This is a genomic window from Chitinophaga ginsengisegetis, from assembly GCF_900168065.1.
Lineage (GTDB): Bacteria > Bacteroidota > Bacteroidia > Chitinophagales > Chitinophagaceae > Chitinophaga > Chitinophaga ginsengisegetis.
In genome coordinates this window covers 3151667-3168377 of sequence record NZ_FUZZ01000001.1, presented here as the reverse complement: position 1 = coordinate 3168377, position 16711 = coordinate 3151667, and the positions used below count along the sequence as shown (strand labels likewise).

The following is a 16711-nucleotide window of genomic DNA, read 5'->3' as shown; positions in this document are numbered from 1 at the left end:
CATATATGCCAAAACCAATCACTATACATGAAGCGATTAACCCTTAAGGATGTTGCAAAAATGGCCGGAGTAGCGCCTTCCACGGTCTCTTTCGTTTTAAACGGAAAGGGAAAGCAAATGCGTATCCGCGACGAAGTGGCCACCAGGATTATGCAGGTGGCGGAAAAATCGGGATACGAGCCTCACCGTATGGCGGTTAATCTCCGTACCGGGCAATCCAAAACCCTGGGCCTGATCGTGGAAAGTATTTCCGGAAGTTTTTTTGCCAGTCTTGCCAAAACAATTGAAACGGAAGCAGAGCGCAAAGGATATAATGTAGTGTATTGCAGCACTGAAAACAATGCCCAGAAAGGCGGGGAGTTAATACGTATGCTTGGCCGGCAAATGGTAGACGGTTACCTGATTACACCGGCACCGGGTATGGAGAAGGAAATCCAGCAACTGGTACAGCAGCATAAGCCGGTAGTGCTGATGGACAGCTATTTCCCGTCTATCAAAACGCCCTATGTACTGATCAATAACTTCGACGGTGTGCAGCAGGGGATGAAACACCTGATCAGCAAGGGCTTTACCAAAATAGGTTTTGTGATGGTAGATGTGAAGCTGATACAGATAGAAGAACGCCTGCGGGGCTATACCACCGCACTGAAGGAGCATAAGATCCCCGTAAAGAAAAAATACATCCTGCAGCTGCAATACCACCGGCAGCGGGAAGACTCTCTGAATGAGCTGCAGGCTTTCATAGAAGCCAATCCTGAACTGGATGCCATCTTTTTCTCTACCAACTACCTGGGCATCCTGGGGCTGGAAGTGATTGCCAGGATGGGATTGAAGATGCCCGACGATATCGCCGTACTGTGTTTCGATGATCACGACATCTTCCGTTTATATCCTCCCGGTATATCTGTGATAGAGCAACCAATAGAAGGTATCGCCAAAACAGCCATAGACCTGCTTATGCATCAGCTGGATAAAAACAGCGGACCCATGAAAAAAACGGCAGTGGAATTACCCGGAAAGTTTATCCTGAGGGGATCGGCTTAAACACCGCTACCACTTGTAAAAAAAGCGTTAAATACTTGCAAATGCTGGAAAAATATTTATACTTTTAGAATTGGCTATTGTAGTTTAAGAGGAAAGGATTCGCTGAATCTTTTTTTTCTATGCCTGTGCTAAATCGATTTTGTAAAAATTTCACGGTATCTTCACACCCCGGAGTGTGACATTGACCAAAAGGATCATTTTTGTTGTATATAATATCTAATTCATGAAAAAAGTTGGACTGTTAGCAGCCGCTTTATTATGCCTGCATGGTGCACACAGCCAAACGGTAAATAAAGTTGCTGAGCCGGCGGAATGGGTAAATACCCTGATGGGCACTGATTCCAAAGTGAGCTTATCAAACGGGAACACCTATCCTGCCATTGCCCTGCCCTGGGGTATGAACTTCTGGATGCCACAAACCAATACGATGGGGAATGGCTGGGCGTATCAATACACCGCTGATAAAATCAGGGGATTCAAGCAAACGCACCAACCTTCACCGTGGATCAACGACTATGGCCAGTTTGCCATTATGCCCGTTACCGGTACCGTGAAGTTTGACCAGAACAAACGCGCCAGCTGGTTTTCTCATAAATCAGAAGTAGCCAAACCATATTATTACAGCGTATACCTCGCCGATCCGGACGTTACCACAGAAATTACGCCCACGGAAAGAGCCGCCCAGCTGCGGTTTACCTACCCGGCCACCGACAGCGCTTTTATAGTGGTAGACGCATTCGATAAAGGTTCCTATATTAAAATATTACCGGACGAAAAGAAGATTATCGGGTATACCACCAAAAACAGTGGCGGCGTACCATCCAACTTCAAAAACTACTTTGTTATCAAATTTGATAAACCATTTACCGTAGCCGATATCTGGCACGACTCTGTACTGGTGAAAGGTCAGCTGGAACTGCAGGCAGATCATACCGGCGCCGTGGTTGGTTTTAAAACAAAGAAAGGCGAAAAGGTAGGCATTAAAACCGCCTCCTCTTTTATCAGCTTTGAACAGGCAGAATTAAACCTGCAACGCGAAATTGGCCAGGACAACTTTGACGCTACGTGTAAGAAAGCAAAGGACAGCTGGAATAAAGAACTCGGCAGACTGGCCATAGAAGGCGGTACCAGCGACCAGGTAAGTACCTTCTACTCTTCCCTGTACCGCACCATGCTCTTCCCGCGCAAGTTCTATGAAATCAATGCAAAGAACGAAATAGTACACTACAGCCCGTTCAATGGCCAGGTATTACCAGGCTACATGTTCACCGATAACGGGTTCTGGGATACCTTCCGCGCGGTACATCCTTTCTTCACCCTGATGTATCCTACACTCAGCTCGCATATCATGGAAGGATTATCCAACGCTTACAATGAAAGCGGCTGGTTACCTGAGTGGGCAAGCCCCGGTCACCGCGACTGTATGGTAGGTTCCAACTCCGCATCACTGATCGCCGACGCCTATTTAAAAGGTATCCGCGGATATGATATCAATAACCTCTATAAAGCTATTCTGAAGAATACGGAAAACGAAGGTCCGCTCAGCTCTGTAGGCCGCCTGGGTGTTAAGTATTACAACACGCTCGGCTATGTGCCTTACGATGTGGAAGTAAATGAAAACGCCGCGCGTACCCTGGAATACGCATACGACGACTTCACCATTTACCAGCTGGCAAAAGCACTGAACCGTCCGAAAAGCGAAATCGATCTTTTTGAAAAACGCTCCCAGAACTACCGCAATCTCTTTGATCCGGAAACAAAACTGATGCGTGGAAAAAACAAGGATGGTAAATTCCAGACACCATTCAATCCATTCAAATGGGGCGACGCCTTTACAGAAGGAAACAGCTGGCACTATACCTGGTCTGTATTCCATGATGTACAAGGGTTGGCCAAACTGATGGGTGGCCGCGACATGTTTGCCAAGATGCTGGATTCTGTTTTCAACATGCCACCGGTATTTGATGAAAGCTATTACGGCACCGTTATCCACGAAATACGCGAAATGCAGATCATGAACATGGGACAGTATGCTCACGGCAACCAGCCCATTCAGCACATGATCTATCTGTATAACTATGCAGACCAGCCCTGGAAAACACAATACTGGATCCGCCAGGTAATGAGCCGTTTGTACAAAGCCACTCCGGATGGATATTGTGGCGATGAAGACAACGGTCAAACCAGCGCCTGGTACGTGTTCTCTGCAATGGGCTTCTATCCTGTTTGTCCGGGTACCCAACAATATGTACTGGGTACACCACTCTTCTCCAAACTCACCATGACTTTCGAAGATGGTAAGAAAATGGTGATCAACGCGCCGGGCAACAGCGACACGAACCTGTATGTGCAAAAGGCATCCTTAAACGGACAGCCTTATTCAAAGAACTGGATCAGCCACCAGGACCTGCAGAAAGGCGGTACCCTGGAATTCAAAATGGGCGCTACTCCTGAGAAATCAAGAGGAACCGAGCCTGCGGCTTATCCATATTCCTTTTCAGCAACAGCGAATAAATAACACATATTACCTGTAAACGATTTTCATTGTTCACTGAAATATTTCATCCCGACTCTTCGGGATGTATCAAATTTCTTACGCGGAGGTTGTCTTACTCAGGATTAAACTGATATTTTTCTTTTGATTTTAAAAGATTTTTAAAAATTCTATAAAAAGATTTAAAAGATATCAGCGAAATCAGTTTAATCAGTTTAATCCTGAGTAAGACAACATCCAATAAAATCAGCCGCCATGAGAAAACTACTTTTACCTTTACTCTTCTTTCCGTCCCTGTGCGCAATGGCACAGGAAAACGTAATACAATATGTGAAGCCGATTACCGGCACACAACGGATGGGACACACCTATCCCGGCGCCACCGTACCTTTTGGTATGGTGCAGCTTAGTCCTGAAACCGATACTATTCCTTATGAAATGAACGGGAAGTATAACCCCGATGTATATAAGTATTGCGCGGGTTACCAGTATGAAGATAAAACGATCGTTGGCTTCAGCCATACCCACTTCAGCGGTACCGGCCACTCCGATCTGGGCGATTTTTTAATCATGCCTACCGTAGGCGCCCTGCAATTAAATCCCGGTACGGCAGATCATCCTGAAAGTGGCTACAGATCCACATTTTCCCATAGCACTGAAGTAGCGGAACCCGCTTATTATAAAGTGAAACTGGAAGATGATAACATCCTCGCAGAACTCACCGCCTCCAACCGCGTGGGATTTCACCAGTATACTTTTCCCGGTACAGACCAGGCGCACATCATTCTTGATATGATGTCCGGCATTTACAACTACGACAATAAAAACGTGTGGACCTTCATCCGGGTAGAAAATGATACCCTGATCACCGGGTTTCGCCAAACTAACGGTTGGGCACGTACGAGAATAGAATATTTTGCAATGACCTTCTCCAAACCATTTGTACAATACGGGCATCAGAACTATGCGAAAGACGTGTACAAAGGCTTCTGGAGAAAGTTTGACCAGTCGAAGAACTTCCCCGAAATGGCAGGCAAACAGATCCGTGCTTATTTCGATTTTAAAACAGCACCCGGCGAAAAGATCAAAATTAAATTTGCCTTATCGCCGGTGAGCACCGAAGGCGCCCTGAAAAACCTGCGCGCAGAAATTCCGGGTTGGGATTTCGACCAGGTAAAACGCGACGGACAGGCACTGTGGACTAAAGAGCTGAACAAAATTCACATTGAATCAAAAAGCCGCGAAGAGAAGGAAAACTTCTACACCGCCATGTACCACGCGTTCATTAATCCAACTACCTACATGGATGTGGACGGAGCCTACCGCGGACTGGATATGAACATTCATACCGCCAACGGATATACGAATTATACTACTTTCTCCCTCTGGGATACTTACCGCGCATTGCACCCGCTGTTTAATGTGATCCAGCCGAAACGCAACGCTGATATGATCCAGTCGATGCTGAACCACTACGAACAAAGCGCACAACATATGCTGCCTATCTGGTCGCACTATGCCAATGAAAACTGGTGCATGATCGGCTATCACAGCGTATCCGTTATTGCGGATGCCATCATGAAAGGCAATACGCCCTTTGATGTAAACAAAGCACTGGATGCGTGCGTAACCACTGCACGGCACCGCACCTACGATGGGCTGGAATACTACATCGACAGGGGCTATATACCGGAAGATAAAAATGGTTCCTCTGTTTCGAAAACACTTGAATATGCATATGACGACTGGTGCATTGCACAGGTGGCAAAGAAGTTGGGAAGAACAGATCTCTATGAGGAGTTTATTAAACGTTCGCTGAACTATAAGAATGTATACGATTCCAATACCGGTTTCATGCGTCCCAAACTGAATGACGGTACTTTCAAGGCTAACTTTGATGCGCTGCAAACACACGACCAGGGCTTTATTGAAGGGAATGCCTGGAACTATAGTTTATACGTGCCTCATTATCCCGATGAAATGATTGCCATGATGGGCGGTAAGAAACAATTTACCACTCACCTCGATTCACTGTTTACTATGGAATTGCCCGATAAATTTTTTGCTGAAACAGAAGATATCACCCGCGATGGTATTATCGGTAACTACGTGCATGGTAACGAGCCTTCGCATCATGTGGCCTACCTGTATAACTGGACCGGCTATCCGTGGAAAACGCAGGAACGTGTACGCATGATCCTGAAAAAGATGTACCGCCCAGGTCCTGATGGTCTTGGTGGTAACGACGACTGCGGACAAATGAGTGCCTGGTACATTTTCACCACGCTGGGCTTTTACCCGGTTTGTCCTGGTTCCGACCAGTATTCGCTGGGCAGTCCGGCTATTGATAAGGCAACGCTGCAGCTGGAAAACGGTAAAACCTTTGTGGTGGATGTAAAAAATCAAAGCGATAAAAATGTGTATGTGCAAAAGGTACTGCTCAATGGTGCGCCATTGAACCGGTTGTATATCACACATGCAGATATTATGAATGGCGGCACCATCACTTTTTATATGAGCGCCAAACCAAAGAAATAACAAGAATGCCCAATCAGACAACTGGCTGTTTCCGATTACGGAAGCAGCCTTTTTTATGCCGGCATATTCCTATCTTGGTTGTAATAAATAACAAAATGGATCCTATTGTTAAAGCAAATATCAACAACCTGGTTGATGTGTGGCGTACGGCCAGTACGCCTTTCAACGCCTGTGTAGAAGGGCCTGCTTTCAGCTGGTGCAGTGTGCCCGGCTTTGAATGGCCCAATAAATTATGGTTTAACGGAGATATTACAGAAGAAGTAATGCGAACTGCACTGGATAGTATTCCTTCCGGCAAAATGGTAATTCCTTATTGGAATACTACCGGGGAAGAAATTATTATCGCGCATGGAGGGGTAAAAGGTTCTGAACAGGCAGGGATGTCGTTAAAACTGGAACGGCCATTCCACACTGAGAACAGGCTGTTGTTCCGGGTGGTGAATACCCCTGCTGATGCAGCGTTATGGGCGGGAATTTATCCACAGGCATTTGGATACAGTATTGATCAGAAAATCCTGGAGGCTACGTATAGCTGTCTCCGTTATTACCTTGCTTTACTGGACGGGCAGCCGGTCGGTACTGCTATCCTGCATCTTCAGGATGGTATTGCCGGCATACACGGAGTAGGCGTGGTTCCGGCGGCGAGAAGAAAAGGATTTGCCAATGAAATTATGGCTTTTGTATTAAATGAATCTATAGCATTGAATGCGGGCTATGCCACATTACAGGCGTCGCAAATGGGAAAAGGTATTTACCTGGACATGGGGTTTGGAGAGCAGTTTACCATCAGGAATTATGCTGTACATAAGTGAATTTATTTTATAAAAAGAAAGGGGAACTCTTTTTACAGAGCTCCCCTTTTCTTTTTTATAAAGAATTAATTATTATGGATGCAGGGTAAATGACACGATACCCAACTGTACTTTTTGTGCCGCATCAATTGCTTTGTAGCGGAAATACAGGTTGTGTTTCTTGCTGTCTGCTACCGGGGTAAAGTTGAAGTTTACCTTGTTCGGAGCTTTTGGCTGTGCACCCGGACCAATGGTTACTTCACCCAGGCGGGTACCGTTGGCATCATCCAGGAATGCTTCCACTATATAGCCGGATTGTGGTGTTTCCTGTACCATATAAGCGAGTTCTATGCCGCTTACGCCGGTCAGATCCAGGTTGTTATAAGTGGCCCATCCAGCTGTGTTGGAAGGGATGAGGAACTTCGTACCATTTACAGCGAATACTGCCATGCCATCAGCTTTGCTGAAATCTGCTGCTGCCAGTTTAGGGCTGAGCAGTTCTGCAGCCGCAGTTCCGGTGATAGGTTTAATACCAGGACCACCTTTATCAGTATAGCTGGCCAGGAGGTACAACACGCCGTTGTCTTTTGCTTCACCACCCAGTGTTGGGTTGATGCTGCCGTTTACAGGCAGTGAAGGCACTTTAGGTGCATTACCACCGATAGAATAAATATATTCTACCAGCTGTTTGGCTTCACCCTGAGAGATGCCCGGATGCGCCGACATAGCGGTTTCACCCCATACGCCGCCACCGCCGTTGATGATCTTTTTAGCGAGCATTTCAGGAGCAGCAGGATCGTCTTTGTACTTTTCTGTTATTTGTTTGAAGGAAGGTCCGATAGATTTTTCATCCGGCTTGTGGCAGGTTTTACAATCAGATACCTCCATGATATTTTTACCTGCAATAGCGCCGGTAATAATCTGGTGGCCCTGTGGTTGCGCTGCTTTATCACGTCCTTCCACATAATCCGCCTTTACAAAAATGTTATTGGCATCCAGTTTACCATCTGCCGAGTTGCCATCTTCCTTATCGGAGATATTAACTGTATACTGCACGGGTTTGCCCGGGAAGTAGAACATCTGGTTACCGGTGATATTGATCTTTACATCAGGCGTTTCATTACCGGCGTACAGATCAATGGATTTACTCTTTGTTTTGGCGCCTTTATCATCTGCCACTTCTACAAATACAGGGTATTCGCCGGCGGCGCTGTAGGTATATTCTACCGTAGGTTCAGTGGTTTCTTTCTTTGTGCCATTGCCAAAATTCCAGAGATAAGTGAGTTTATCGCCGTCAGGATCTTTAGATCCTTCTGCGGTTAATTTCACTTTAAATGGTAAGCCGCCGGTAGTGCGCGTAGCATGGATATTGGCTACAGGCGCGCGGTTGCCGCCATTGAAGTCAATGCGGGAAAGCCCTGCATCTGCGTTTTTGCTAAACCATCCGTTACCATATTCGAGGATATACAAACGGCCGTCAGGACCCATTTCCATATCGATGGGAGCATTCAGTTTGGTGTTGGGTATAAACTTTTCCATTTTGGAGAAGTTACCGTTTTTGTCCATTGTTACGGCCATTACCCATCCACGGATCCAGTCGTAGATAAACAGTTTATCGTTATAGTAATCCGGGAAACGGGTTTCTTTCGGATAAAATTCGCTGTGGTAAATCGGGCCCGCTTCTGCGTTACGGCCACCGCTGCCTACAATCGGGAACTCGTCTGATTTTGCATATGGATACCAGATGAAGGCGGGAGTAGCCGGTGGCAACTCTTTCAAACCGGTGTTGTTGCGGGAATCATTGATTGGTTTCAGCGGATCGAAATAAGGACCGCTTTCACCTGTTTCGTAATTGTATTGACGGTATGGTTTATTGTTGGCAATAAACATCGGGTAACCGAAGAACCCGGGCTTTTTCGCCTGGTTTATTTCATCGTATCCTCTCGGCCCCCGCAGGGAGTCGTCGTTGTTGGCATCCGGCCCTACTTCTCCCCAATATACATATCCTGTTTTCTGGTCTACCGACATCCGGTAAGGATTACGTGTACCCATTGCATAAATTTCAGGACGGGTGCCTTTGGTGCCTTTCGGGAACAGGTTACCATCCGGAATAGTATAGGAGCCATCAGCTTCAACCTTGATGCGGATGATCTTTCCACGCAGGTCATTGGTGTTGGCTGATCCGCGGCGGTCATCGTACTGCAGGTGACCGGGACGGTCATCAGTAGGACCATAACCTTTGCTCACATATTTTTGTCCCGGTTCATCAAACGGCGTAGTGTTGTCGCCGGTGGATAAGTACAGCAATCCGCCTGGTCCGAAAGCAATGGAACCGCCGGTATGGCAGCAGATATCGCGTTGGGAGTAGAATTGCAGGATTACTTTTTCGGAAGACATATCCAGTTTGTTGTTTTCAAATTTGAAACGTGACAAACGGTTTACGGAAGTATCTACCGGTGAATACATTGCGTAGATGTAGTGATTGTTTTTAAAGTCGGGGTCTGCGGCAAGGCCGAGGAAACCTTCTTCTGCATTTACCTTTGGTACATCGGTATGATGATATACTTTGAGGAAACCTACCTGTGAGAGTTTCTTTTCTGCTGCGTTATAAAGCATCAGCTCTCCGCGGCGTTGCGCCACCAGGATATCCAGGTTAGGGAGTATAGCCATTTCCGTTGGTTCAAAGAACTCACCGGATACGAGCACATTTTTAGTGAAGCGGTCTTCTTCCGGTACACGCAGGGTTTTAGCTACGCTGTAGTCGAGCACCTGGTTTTTACCGATAGCATATTTGATACCGCCGGCGAGGTGTTTCAGAAAAAGACTGTCGGTATAAGATTCTTCTGTATGACCAAGACCGGTATAAAAAGCGCGGCCGCCATCGTAATCATGATACCAGCTGATGGGATGATTGCCTTTCATAGTACCACCCTGGTATGATTTCTCGTCCAGTTTCAGCAGTACCGTAGTGGTGGTATCCACATCTTTATAATTATACCACTCATCGGTATGTTCCCATTTTTCGGGAAGTCCTTCTGTAGCGGGAAAAGATTTTTCTATTACATCAATTATAGCTTTGTGAACGCCCGGAGGATGGCTCTGGAACCATGCGCCGGCGAGGTGGTTATACCAGCCCCATTCGTATTCGGTGTCAGCTGCGGCGTGTACACCCACATAACCGCCACCTGCCTGGATATATCTTTCGAAATCGGCTTCCTGGTAGTTATCGAGTACATCACCGGTAGTGTTCAGGAAGATAACAGCGGCATATTGCGCCAGGGTATCTTCATTAAATTTAGCGGCATTTTCTGTAGTGTCTACATCAAATCCGTTTTCCAGTCCCAGTTTCTGAATGGCTTTAATACCAACAGGGATGGAGCTGTGGCGGAACCCGCCGGTTTTGGTAAATACCAGCACTCTGGGTTTACCGGGGCGCGATTTTTTACAGGCTGCGAGGCCAACAACAACAAGTGCCAGCAGCAGAAAAATTCTGAGAGTACGTTTCATTATAGCGGATTATTTTTTGGGTTTCCAGTTACCGATGGCGTATTCAATGCCACCCAGTAAATGTTTCAGATATACAGGATCCTGGTAAGCTTCTTTCACATGTCCCATTTCGGTATAAAAGGCGCGGCCTCCTTCAAAGTCGTGATACCAGCACATAGGATGGTTATCGCCGTTTTTGCCGCCGGTATAGCTGGATTCATCAATTTTGATGAGCACATGTACATCGGGATTGAGGTCTTTGAAATTGTACCATTCGTCTTTGCGGATCCATTCGTCCGGTAAATCTTTTGTAGCCGGATGATTGTGGTCCACCACTTTGAGGGTAGCTGTTTGCTGGCTCGGATGACTCAGGAACCATGCGCCGGCGAGTTTGTTATACCACGGCCAGTCGTACTCCGTATCTGTAGCTGCGTGGATACCCATCCATGCACCGCCTTTGTGGATATAGTTCTGAAAAGCCTCCTGTTGGGCGTTGTCGAGTACATCGCCGGTGGTGCAGCTGAAAATTACGGCTGCATATTTTTTCAGATTATCAGTAGTAAAGGCGCTGGCATCTTCCGTAGTATCTACTTCAAAGCCATTTTCCTTTCCGAGTTGCATGATCGCTATTTTGGCAGCGGGAATGCAATCGTGGCGGAAGCCTTTTGTTTTTGAGAACACGAGCACCCTTTTGGCCTTGTGTTTATGCTTTGCCTGCACTGAAATAGTGCCGGCGAGGAGCAAGAGTGTAATAAACGCGGTTAGTGCTTTCATCTTATTTTACGTGGGAATGGAAATTAAAAATTCGGAAAAGTAAAAAGCAAAAAGCTACTGAAGTATTGAGATAAGCGAGCGCCCATCTCCGCTTCAGTAGCTTTTTGCTTAATGCTTTTACGCTATCCGGAAATTAAAGAACTCTTATTTTGATATTGCGGTACCATACATCATCGCCGTGATCCTGCAGGGCGATATGACCTTTCGCATACTTGCCGAACTCTTTCCAGTCGTGGAATTTGCTTTTTGCTACCAGGGCATCCCATTCAGGCGTGCCCATTGTAGTTTCTGCAGTTTTCACGCCGTTGAGCCAGAGGGTCAGGTGACCATCTTTCTTCGTTAATTTGGCGGAATTCCACTCACCAACAGGTTTGGCTGGTCTGGTAGAAGCTTTGATGAGATCGTATAATTCACCCGCATTGTGTTTTGGGTTTTTACCATCGGGATGGCCCGCATCATCAATCACCTGCATTTCAGGACCGGAGAGGTAAGTTTGGCTTAAAGACGGATCTTCATGAACGCTGAAGATAAGACCGCTGTTGCCGCCCGGAGAAATTTTCCATTCGTAACTCAGCTCATAGTTTTCGTATTCCGCATCGGTAACGAGATCTCCGCCGGGTGCGCCATTCTTTTTAGCTTCCTGGTTCAGACCGATCGCACCATCTGTTACGCCCCATGCAGGACTGGCAGTGGATTTCAGGTAAGTATGCCAGCCTTTGGTAGAAGTACCATCGAACAGGAGTACCCATCCTTGCTTCTTTTCCTTCGCTGACAGGGTATTTAATTTCTGGGCTTTTACTGCGGTGGTACCGAGAACGGCAGCTACCATCAGTGCACCCATGATTAATTTTTTCATTCCGGATGATTGAGTTTATGATAAATCAATTATTTGCCAATAGATAAGATATAGCTTACCATTTCTTTGGCATCTTCTTTTGAAATCTGTGGATGTGGTAACATAGCTACTTCGCCCCAGTTACCGGAACCGCCTTTGATGACTTTCTCCGCCAGTTTTTCCACATTCTCCGGAGTGTTAGGATATTTGCCTGCAATGTCTTTCAGGGCAGGTCCTACCACTTTCATTTCTTCTTTATGACATGTTTTACAATCGCTTTCAGCCATCAGTGTTTCGCCTTTGCTTGCTGGTTTGTTAGCGCTTGGCGAAACCATTGAATTATCTGCTGCTGGGCTTTCATGAGTGCTAACGCTGTCAGCGTTTTCTGCTTTTTTCTCACCACCTCCGCAAGCTGCAAAGAATAATACACTTAATACGAGCGGCGCCAGATATCTCTTTCTCATTTGTTGATTTTTTTTATTTGGTTATTGTTTACTAACGATCGGTGGATTGGTTGGCTATTATATTACAAGCCTAATATTCTTTTATTGAAAGCATCATCGGTACCGCCTCCTGCAAAGTCATCAAATGCTTTTTCAGTAACACGGATAATATGATCCTTGATGAAGGGGGCGCCTTCTTTAGCGCCATCTTCCGGATGTTTAATACAACATTCCCATTCCATAACGGCCCAGCCGGCAAAATCGTATTGCGCCATTTTACTGAAGATGGATTTAAAGTCGACCTGGCCATCGCCCAGAGAGCGGAAACGGCCCGGGCGGTCGATCCATGCCTGGTATCCGCCGTAAACGCCGGAGCGGCCGGTGGCATTGAATTCGGCATCTTTTACGTGAAAGGCTTTGATCCTTTCGTGGTAAATGTCGATATATTCAAGATAATCGAGGCATTGCAGCAACAGGTGGCTGGGATCGTACAGCAGGTTAGCGCGGGTATGGTTACCGGTGGCTTCCAGGAAGCGTTCAAAGGTGATACCATCGTGCAGGTCTTCTCCCGGATGAATTTCATAGCAAACGTCTACGCCGTTGGCATCAAATTCATTGAGGATCGGGAGCCAGCGTTTTGCCAGTTCGGCAAAACCTGTTTCCACCAGTCCGGCCGGACGTTGTGGCCACGGATACATAGCCGGGGCCCATAACAGGGCGCCGCTGAATGTAGCGTGGGCAGTGAGGCCCAGGTTACGGCTGGCTTTTGCAGCATATTTCAGCTGGTTTACCGCCCATTCTGTGCGCGCCTGGATATTATTGTGATATTGTGCAGGTGCGAAGCCGTCGAACATCTCCGTAAAAGCCGGATTAACTGCTACCAACTGTCCCTGCAGGTGTGTGCTGAGTTCAGTGATTTCCAGTCCGGCTGCATTTACGATACCTTTGATTTCATCTGCATAGGTTTTGCTTTCGGCAGCCTTTTGCAGGTCTATCAGGCGTGTTTCCCAGGTGGGGATCTGTACTCCTTTGAAACCAATGGAGGCCGCCCATTCGCAGATGGATTTCAGATTATTGAAAGGCGCTTCATCTCCCATGAACTGCGCCAGAAAAATACCAGGTCCTTTTATCGTTTTCATATGCTCAATCTGGTGATGAATACTATATCTCGAAGTTAGTCCATTTAGCATCGCTTTGTGAAGAGCGAACTACGTTATCGATGAACGCCATACCACGTACGCCTTCTTCTGTACCCGGGAAATCCAGTGATTCCGGGGATGGCTGAACACCATCGATTTTAGCAGATAAAGTTTGTGCGAAGTTGCGGTACAGGTTACCGAATGCTTCCAGGTATCCTTCCGGATGCCCGCCTGGAGTGCGGGTATTGTGGGTCATGTAGGACGACTGGAAATTGTATCCACCACCTGCGCGGTAAATTTCGGTGGGTTTATCCAGCCATTTTACGAGGAGGGTATTGGGTTCATGCTGTGCCCATTCGAGGCCGCCTTTTTCGCCGTATACACGGATCTTCAGGGCGTTTTCCTCGCCGGCTGCCACCTGCGATGCCATTAATACGCCGGCAGCGCCATTGTCGAAGCGGAGCAGTACAGCGCCGTCGTCGTCCAGTGCGCGGCCTGGCACCATGATATTGAGATCAGCGCATAATTTTTCAATTTTGGCGCCGCTGATATATTCTGCCAGGTTAGCTGCGTGGGTACCGATGTCGCCCATACAGCCGCTTTTGCCTGATTTTTTAGGATCTGTTCTCCAGGCTGCCTGTGCGTTGCCTTCTCTTTCACTCAGTTTGCTGAGCCATCCCTGTGGGTATTCCACCCATACTTTACGGATTTTGCCCAGTGCGCCGTCTTTCACCATCTGCCTGGCTTGTTTCACCATGGGGTAGCCGGTGTAGGTATGTGTGAGTAAAAGTGTTAAACCGGTGGCTTCTACTTTTGCTTTTAATTGTTTGGCTTCGTCGAGGGAAAACGTGATCGGTTTTTCGATAACTACGTTGAAACCCAGGTCCAGCGCCATCATGGCAGGTTCAAAATGGGCGAAGTTTGGCGTAACGATGGTTACGAAGTCCAGCCGTTTATCTGCCGGCATTTTTGCTTCATTTTCCAGCATGGTTTTAAAATCGAGGTAAGTACGTTCCGGGTCGAGGAACAACATTTTACCTGATTCTACCGCGACGTCATTATTAATGCTGAGGGCGCCCGCAGTCAGCTCAATCAGTCCGTCCATATTAGCTGCAATACGGTGAATTGCACCAATGAAGGCATCCTTACCGCCTCCTATCATTCCCATTCTAAGTTTCCGTGTCATATTTACAATTATCGTTTTATAATTTATACTATTTGAACGTGTGCTTTTTCTACTTTTTTGCGGCTGCGCATGTAAAAGAAAAGTCCTGTGAAAGCCACAATCAGGATAACGGGTATTACCAGGGTAGCGTTAATAATTTCCGGACCGGCTACTGCGGTGGCCTGGCTGAAAGCGGTAGCTTCAGCAGAGCCGGGTGCAGCGGAGCGGTACGCATCCAGGGATGCACCGGCAGGCAGTTGTTTTACGATGATGCTATCGTAGAAACCACCCATAAAATACATGTATACAGATACGGCGAACATACCGGCGCCGCCCATCAGGTTCATACCCAGTGCACCTGATTCGGGAATGTTTTCTGATACAAAACCCAGCATGGTTGGCCAGAAATAAGTAACGCCCATACCAAAGATAAAGGCCGCCACAAATACCATATTGCCTGATACATGGGAAAGTAAATATAAGCCCAAAGCGGATAAAATCGCAGAAATAAGTAAAACACCGGTAGGAGAAATTTTATGTACCACCGGGCCGGCGATACCTCTTCCCAGTACCTGTACACCAGCTGTTAACGCCAGTATAAGAATGGAGTTTTCGGTTACATTTTTCAGCAATACTTCAATCCACTGTCCGGTGAAAAGCTCTGTGATGGCGGTGCCAAACATCAGGATAAACATCACGATGAACAGGGGGCTTAATACAGATTTGTACATCTGCGCAGAAGAAACGCCGGCTGCCACCCTTTCGGTAACGGGGAAGTCGAGTTTCATAAAAAGATAACCATAGATCAGGGTAGGGATCACCATAGTGGCTACCTGCAGCTGCCAGATGAGGCCAATTTTGGTAAGTAAAAACACCAGCAGGGTACCTACTACGATACCGCCGGGGAACCACAGGTGAAAGTGATTCAGCTTGGTAGTTTTGTTGGCCGGGAAAATAGTGGCCACCAGTGGATTACACGCCGCTTCCACGGTACCGTTGGCCATACCGATAAACAGGGTGGAAATGAACAGCGACCAGAAACCGTTCGCAAATACCGTCAGCACAATACCCAGCAGGTGCAGGATAAAAGCTGCCAACAGCAACCGTTTCATGCCTATGGCATCTACAATGAATCCTCCTATAATTACTGCCAGCGGGAATCCCCAGAAAGCAGTTCCCGCAATGATGCTCAGTTGTTTGGTATCCAGATGGAACTCAACGCCTAAGCGGCTTAATATTCCGGCACGGATGCCAAAAGATAATGATGTTACCAGTAGCGCCATACAGCTTGCTACGAACAATTTTTGCGGCTGAATTGCATTTGCCATAAACGTGGATGTTTGTGTAAATAAGTTAAAACGGCTATTAAACCTTTAAATTTATAAAAAGTATTTTCATATTTCCATCTTTTTATATGGACGACGGGCATTTTTTTTGAAAATTTTCTTTTCAAGCACCGGCGAGCAATCCCGGCGGGAAGCCGGGCTTACATCTGGTCGTATTTTATGATAAGCGGTTTGCCGGGGAAGAAGTGCCGGAATGCTTCCGGGGTGGAGGTTACAGGGATTTAATGTGTTACTTATAAAAGTAAGGGCAGATGTTTTCCCTTCGTATACTCCTGGCACAGCATATTTCACCACACCAACGGCAGTAACTACGTACAGGCGTTGACGAAAGACAGACGAATGGATACCTCCCGCCGTTTTTTTATGCCGGATCTTCCCCCGCACCATGACTGGTACTGGTATTTTGGCAGATGGAAACCGGAACCCTTGCAGCAGTGGTACTGCCAATTTGGGCAATGCCTCCTAAACAAATAACCCGGCGGATGGCGGGTTCCCTGCTTTCAGGCGGCAGTGTTTTGCCGCGTGGCACCGCCTTCCAGGTTGTCATTATCCACTGGCGTTTGCTGTATAATTTCCGGGAATTAGCTCGGTATAGTATTTACAACTACCTGAAAAAGACCGGGACGGGTCAGTAAAAAAGGATCCCGGGTTTTCTT

12 protein-coding genes are annotated in these 16711 nt (G+C 46.9%); 4 read left to right on the top strand and 8 right to left on the bottom strand.

The genetic code is table 11. The features are described 5' to 3' along the window. Positions 1 to 27 precede the first annotated feature (27 nt). The 4 genes from B5Z18_RS12530 to B5Z18_RS12515 all read left to right on the top strand — a co-directional run bounded on the left by B5Z18_RS12530 (position 28) and on the right by B5Z18_RS12515 (position 6888). Positions 28 to 1044: a LacI family DNA-binding transcriptional regulator gene (locus B5Z18_RS12530; RefSeq protein WP_079469674.1), complete on the top strand. Its 1017-nt coding sequence runs from the start codon at positions 28 to 30 to the stop codon at positions 1042 to 1044. A 223-nt stretch (positions 1045 to 1267) separates the two neighbouring features. Beyond that, a complete protein-coding gene (locus tag B5Z18_RS12525) occupies positions 1268 to 3562 on the top strand; it encodes a GH92 family glycosyl hydrolase (protein ID WP_079469673.1) in 2295 nt (764 codons plus the stop codon). Positions 3563 to 3793: 231 nt separating this feature from the next. Continuing rightward, complete coding sequence (locus tag B5Z18_RS12520; RefSeq protein ID WP_079469672.1) at positions 3794 to 6076, top strand: GH92 family glycosyl hydrolase; 2283 nt, start codon at positions 3794 to 3796, stop codon at positions 6074 to 6076. A gap of 95 nt (positions 6077 to 6171) precedes the next feature. Next, a complete protein-coding gene (locus tag B5Z18_RS12515) occupies positions 6172 to 6888 on the top strand; it encodes a GNAT family N-acetyltransferase (RefSeq protein ID WP_159454286.1) in 717 nt (238 codons plus the stop codon). A gap of 72 nt (positions 6889 to 6960) precedes the next feature. Here the strand turns inward: B5Z18_RS12515 and B5Z18_RS12510 are convergent, their stop codons facing one another. The 8 genes from B5Z18_RS12510 to B5Z18_RS12470 form a co-directional block, all read right to left on the bottom strand. Then, positions 6961 to 10374, bottom strand: coding sequence for a ThuA domain-containing protein (locus B5Z18_RS12510; protein ID WP_079469670.1), 3414 nt, complete (start codon positions 10372 to 10374; stop codon positions 6961 to 6963). Positions 10375 to 10383: 9 nt separating this feature from the next. Next, positions 10384 to 11127, bottom strand: coding sequence for a ThuA domain-containing protein (locus B5Z18_RS12505; RefSeq protein ID WP_079469669.1), 744 nt, complete (start codon positions 11125 to 11127; stop codon positions 10384 to 10386). A 133-nt stretch (positions 11128 to 11260) separates the two neighbouring features. Beyond that, complete coding sequence (locus B5Z18_RS12500) at positions 11261 to 11983, bottom strand: 3-keto-disaccharide hydrolase (RefSeq protein WP_079469668.1); 723 nt, start codon at positions 11981 to 11983, stop codon at positions 11261 to 11263. A gap of 29 nt (positions 11984 to 12012) precedes the next feature. Beyond that, positions 12013 to 12426 (bottom strand): c-type cytochrome, encoded by a 414-nt coding sequence (locus B5Z18_RS12495; protein ID WP_079469667.1) that lies wholly within the window; start codon positions 12424 to 12426, stop codon positions 12013 to 12015. A 62-nt stretch (positions 12427 to 12488) separates the two neighbouring features. Continuing rightward, positions 12489 to 13544 carry a sugar phosphate isomerase/epimerase family protein gene (locus tag B5Z18_RS12490; protein WP_079469666.1) on the bottom strand — a complete coding sequence of 352 codons (1056 nt, stop codon included), beginning with the start codon at positions 13542 to 13544 and terminating at the stop codon, positions 12489 to 12491. A 22-nt stretch (positions 13545 to 13566) separates the two neighbouring features. Beyond that, positions 13567 to 14730, bottom strand: a complete 1164-nt coding sequence (locus B5Z18_RS12485) for a Gfo/Idh/MocA family protein (protein ID WP_079469665.1) — start codon at positions 14728 to 14730, stop codon at positions 13567 to 13569. A 23-nt stretch (positions 14731 to 14753) separates the two neighbouring features. Then, a complete protein-coding gene (locus B5Z18_RS12480; protein WP_079469664.1) occupies positions 14754 to 16037 on the bottom strand; it encodes an MFS transporter in 1284 nt (427 codons plus the stop codon). A gap of 379 nt (positions 16038 to 16416) precedes the next feature. Then, positions 16417 to 16602, bottom strand: a complete 186-nt coding sequence (locus tag B5Z18_RS12470; RefSeq protein WP_079469662.1) for a hypothetical protein — start codon at positions 16600 to 16602, stop codon at positions 16417 to 16419. Between the last annotated feature and the right edge of the window lie 109 nt (positions 16603 to 16711).

Excerpts from the sequence above, each read along its gene's own strand:
- B5Z18_RS12505 (WP_079469669.1), bottom strand. The coding sequence starts at position 11,127 with ATGAAAGCACTAACCGCGTTTATTACACTCTTGCTCCTCGCCGGCACT.
- B5Z18_RS12510 (WP_079469670.1), bottom strand. The coding sequence starts at position 10,374 with ATGAAACGTACTCTCAGAATTTTTCTGCTGCTGGCACTTGTTGTTGTT.
- B5Z18_RS12490 (WP_079469666.1), bottom strand. The coding sequence starts at position 13,544 with ATGAAAACGATAAAAGGACCTGGTATTTTTCTGGCGCAGTTCATGGGA.
- B5Z18_RS12515 (WP_159454286.1), top strand. The coding sequence starts at position 6,172 with ATGGATCCTATTGTTAAAGCAAATATCAACAACCTGGTTGATGTGTGG.
- B5Z18_RS12485 (WP_079469665.1), bottom strand. The coding sequence starts at position 14,730 with ATGACACGGAAACTTAGAATGGGAATGATAGGAGGCGGTAAGGATGCC.
- B5Z18_RS12530 (WP_079469674.1), top strand. The coding sequence starts at position 28 with ATGAAGCGATTAACCCTTAAGGATGTTGCAAAAATGGCCGGAGTAGCG.
- B5Z18_RS12520 (WP_079469672.1), top strand. The coding sequence starts at position 3,794 with ATGAGAAAACTACTTTTACCTTTACTCTTCTTTCCGTCCCTGTGCGCA.
- B5Z18_RS12525 (WP_079469673.1), top strand. The coding sequence starts at position 1,268 with ATGAAAAAAGTTGGACTGTTAGCAGCCGCTTTATTATGCCTGCATGGT.
- B5Z18_RS12480 (WP_079469664.1), bottom strand. The coding sequence starts at position 16,037 with ATGGCAAATGCAATTCAGCCGCAAAAATTGTTCGTAGCAAGCTGTATG.
- B5Z18_RS12500 (WP_079469668.1), bottom strand. The coding sequence starts at position 11,983 with ATGAAAAAATTAATCATGGGTGCACTGATGGTAGCTGCCGTTCTCGGT.
- B5Z18_RS12470 (WP_079469662.1), bottom strand. The coding sequence starts at position 16,602 with ATGACAACCTGGAAGGCGGTGCCACGCGGCAAAACACTGCCGCCTGAA.
- B5Z18_RS12495 (WP_079469667.1), bottom strand. The coding sequence starts at position 12,426 with ATGAGAAAGAGATATCTGGCGCCGCTCGTATTAAGTGTATTATTCTTT.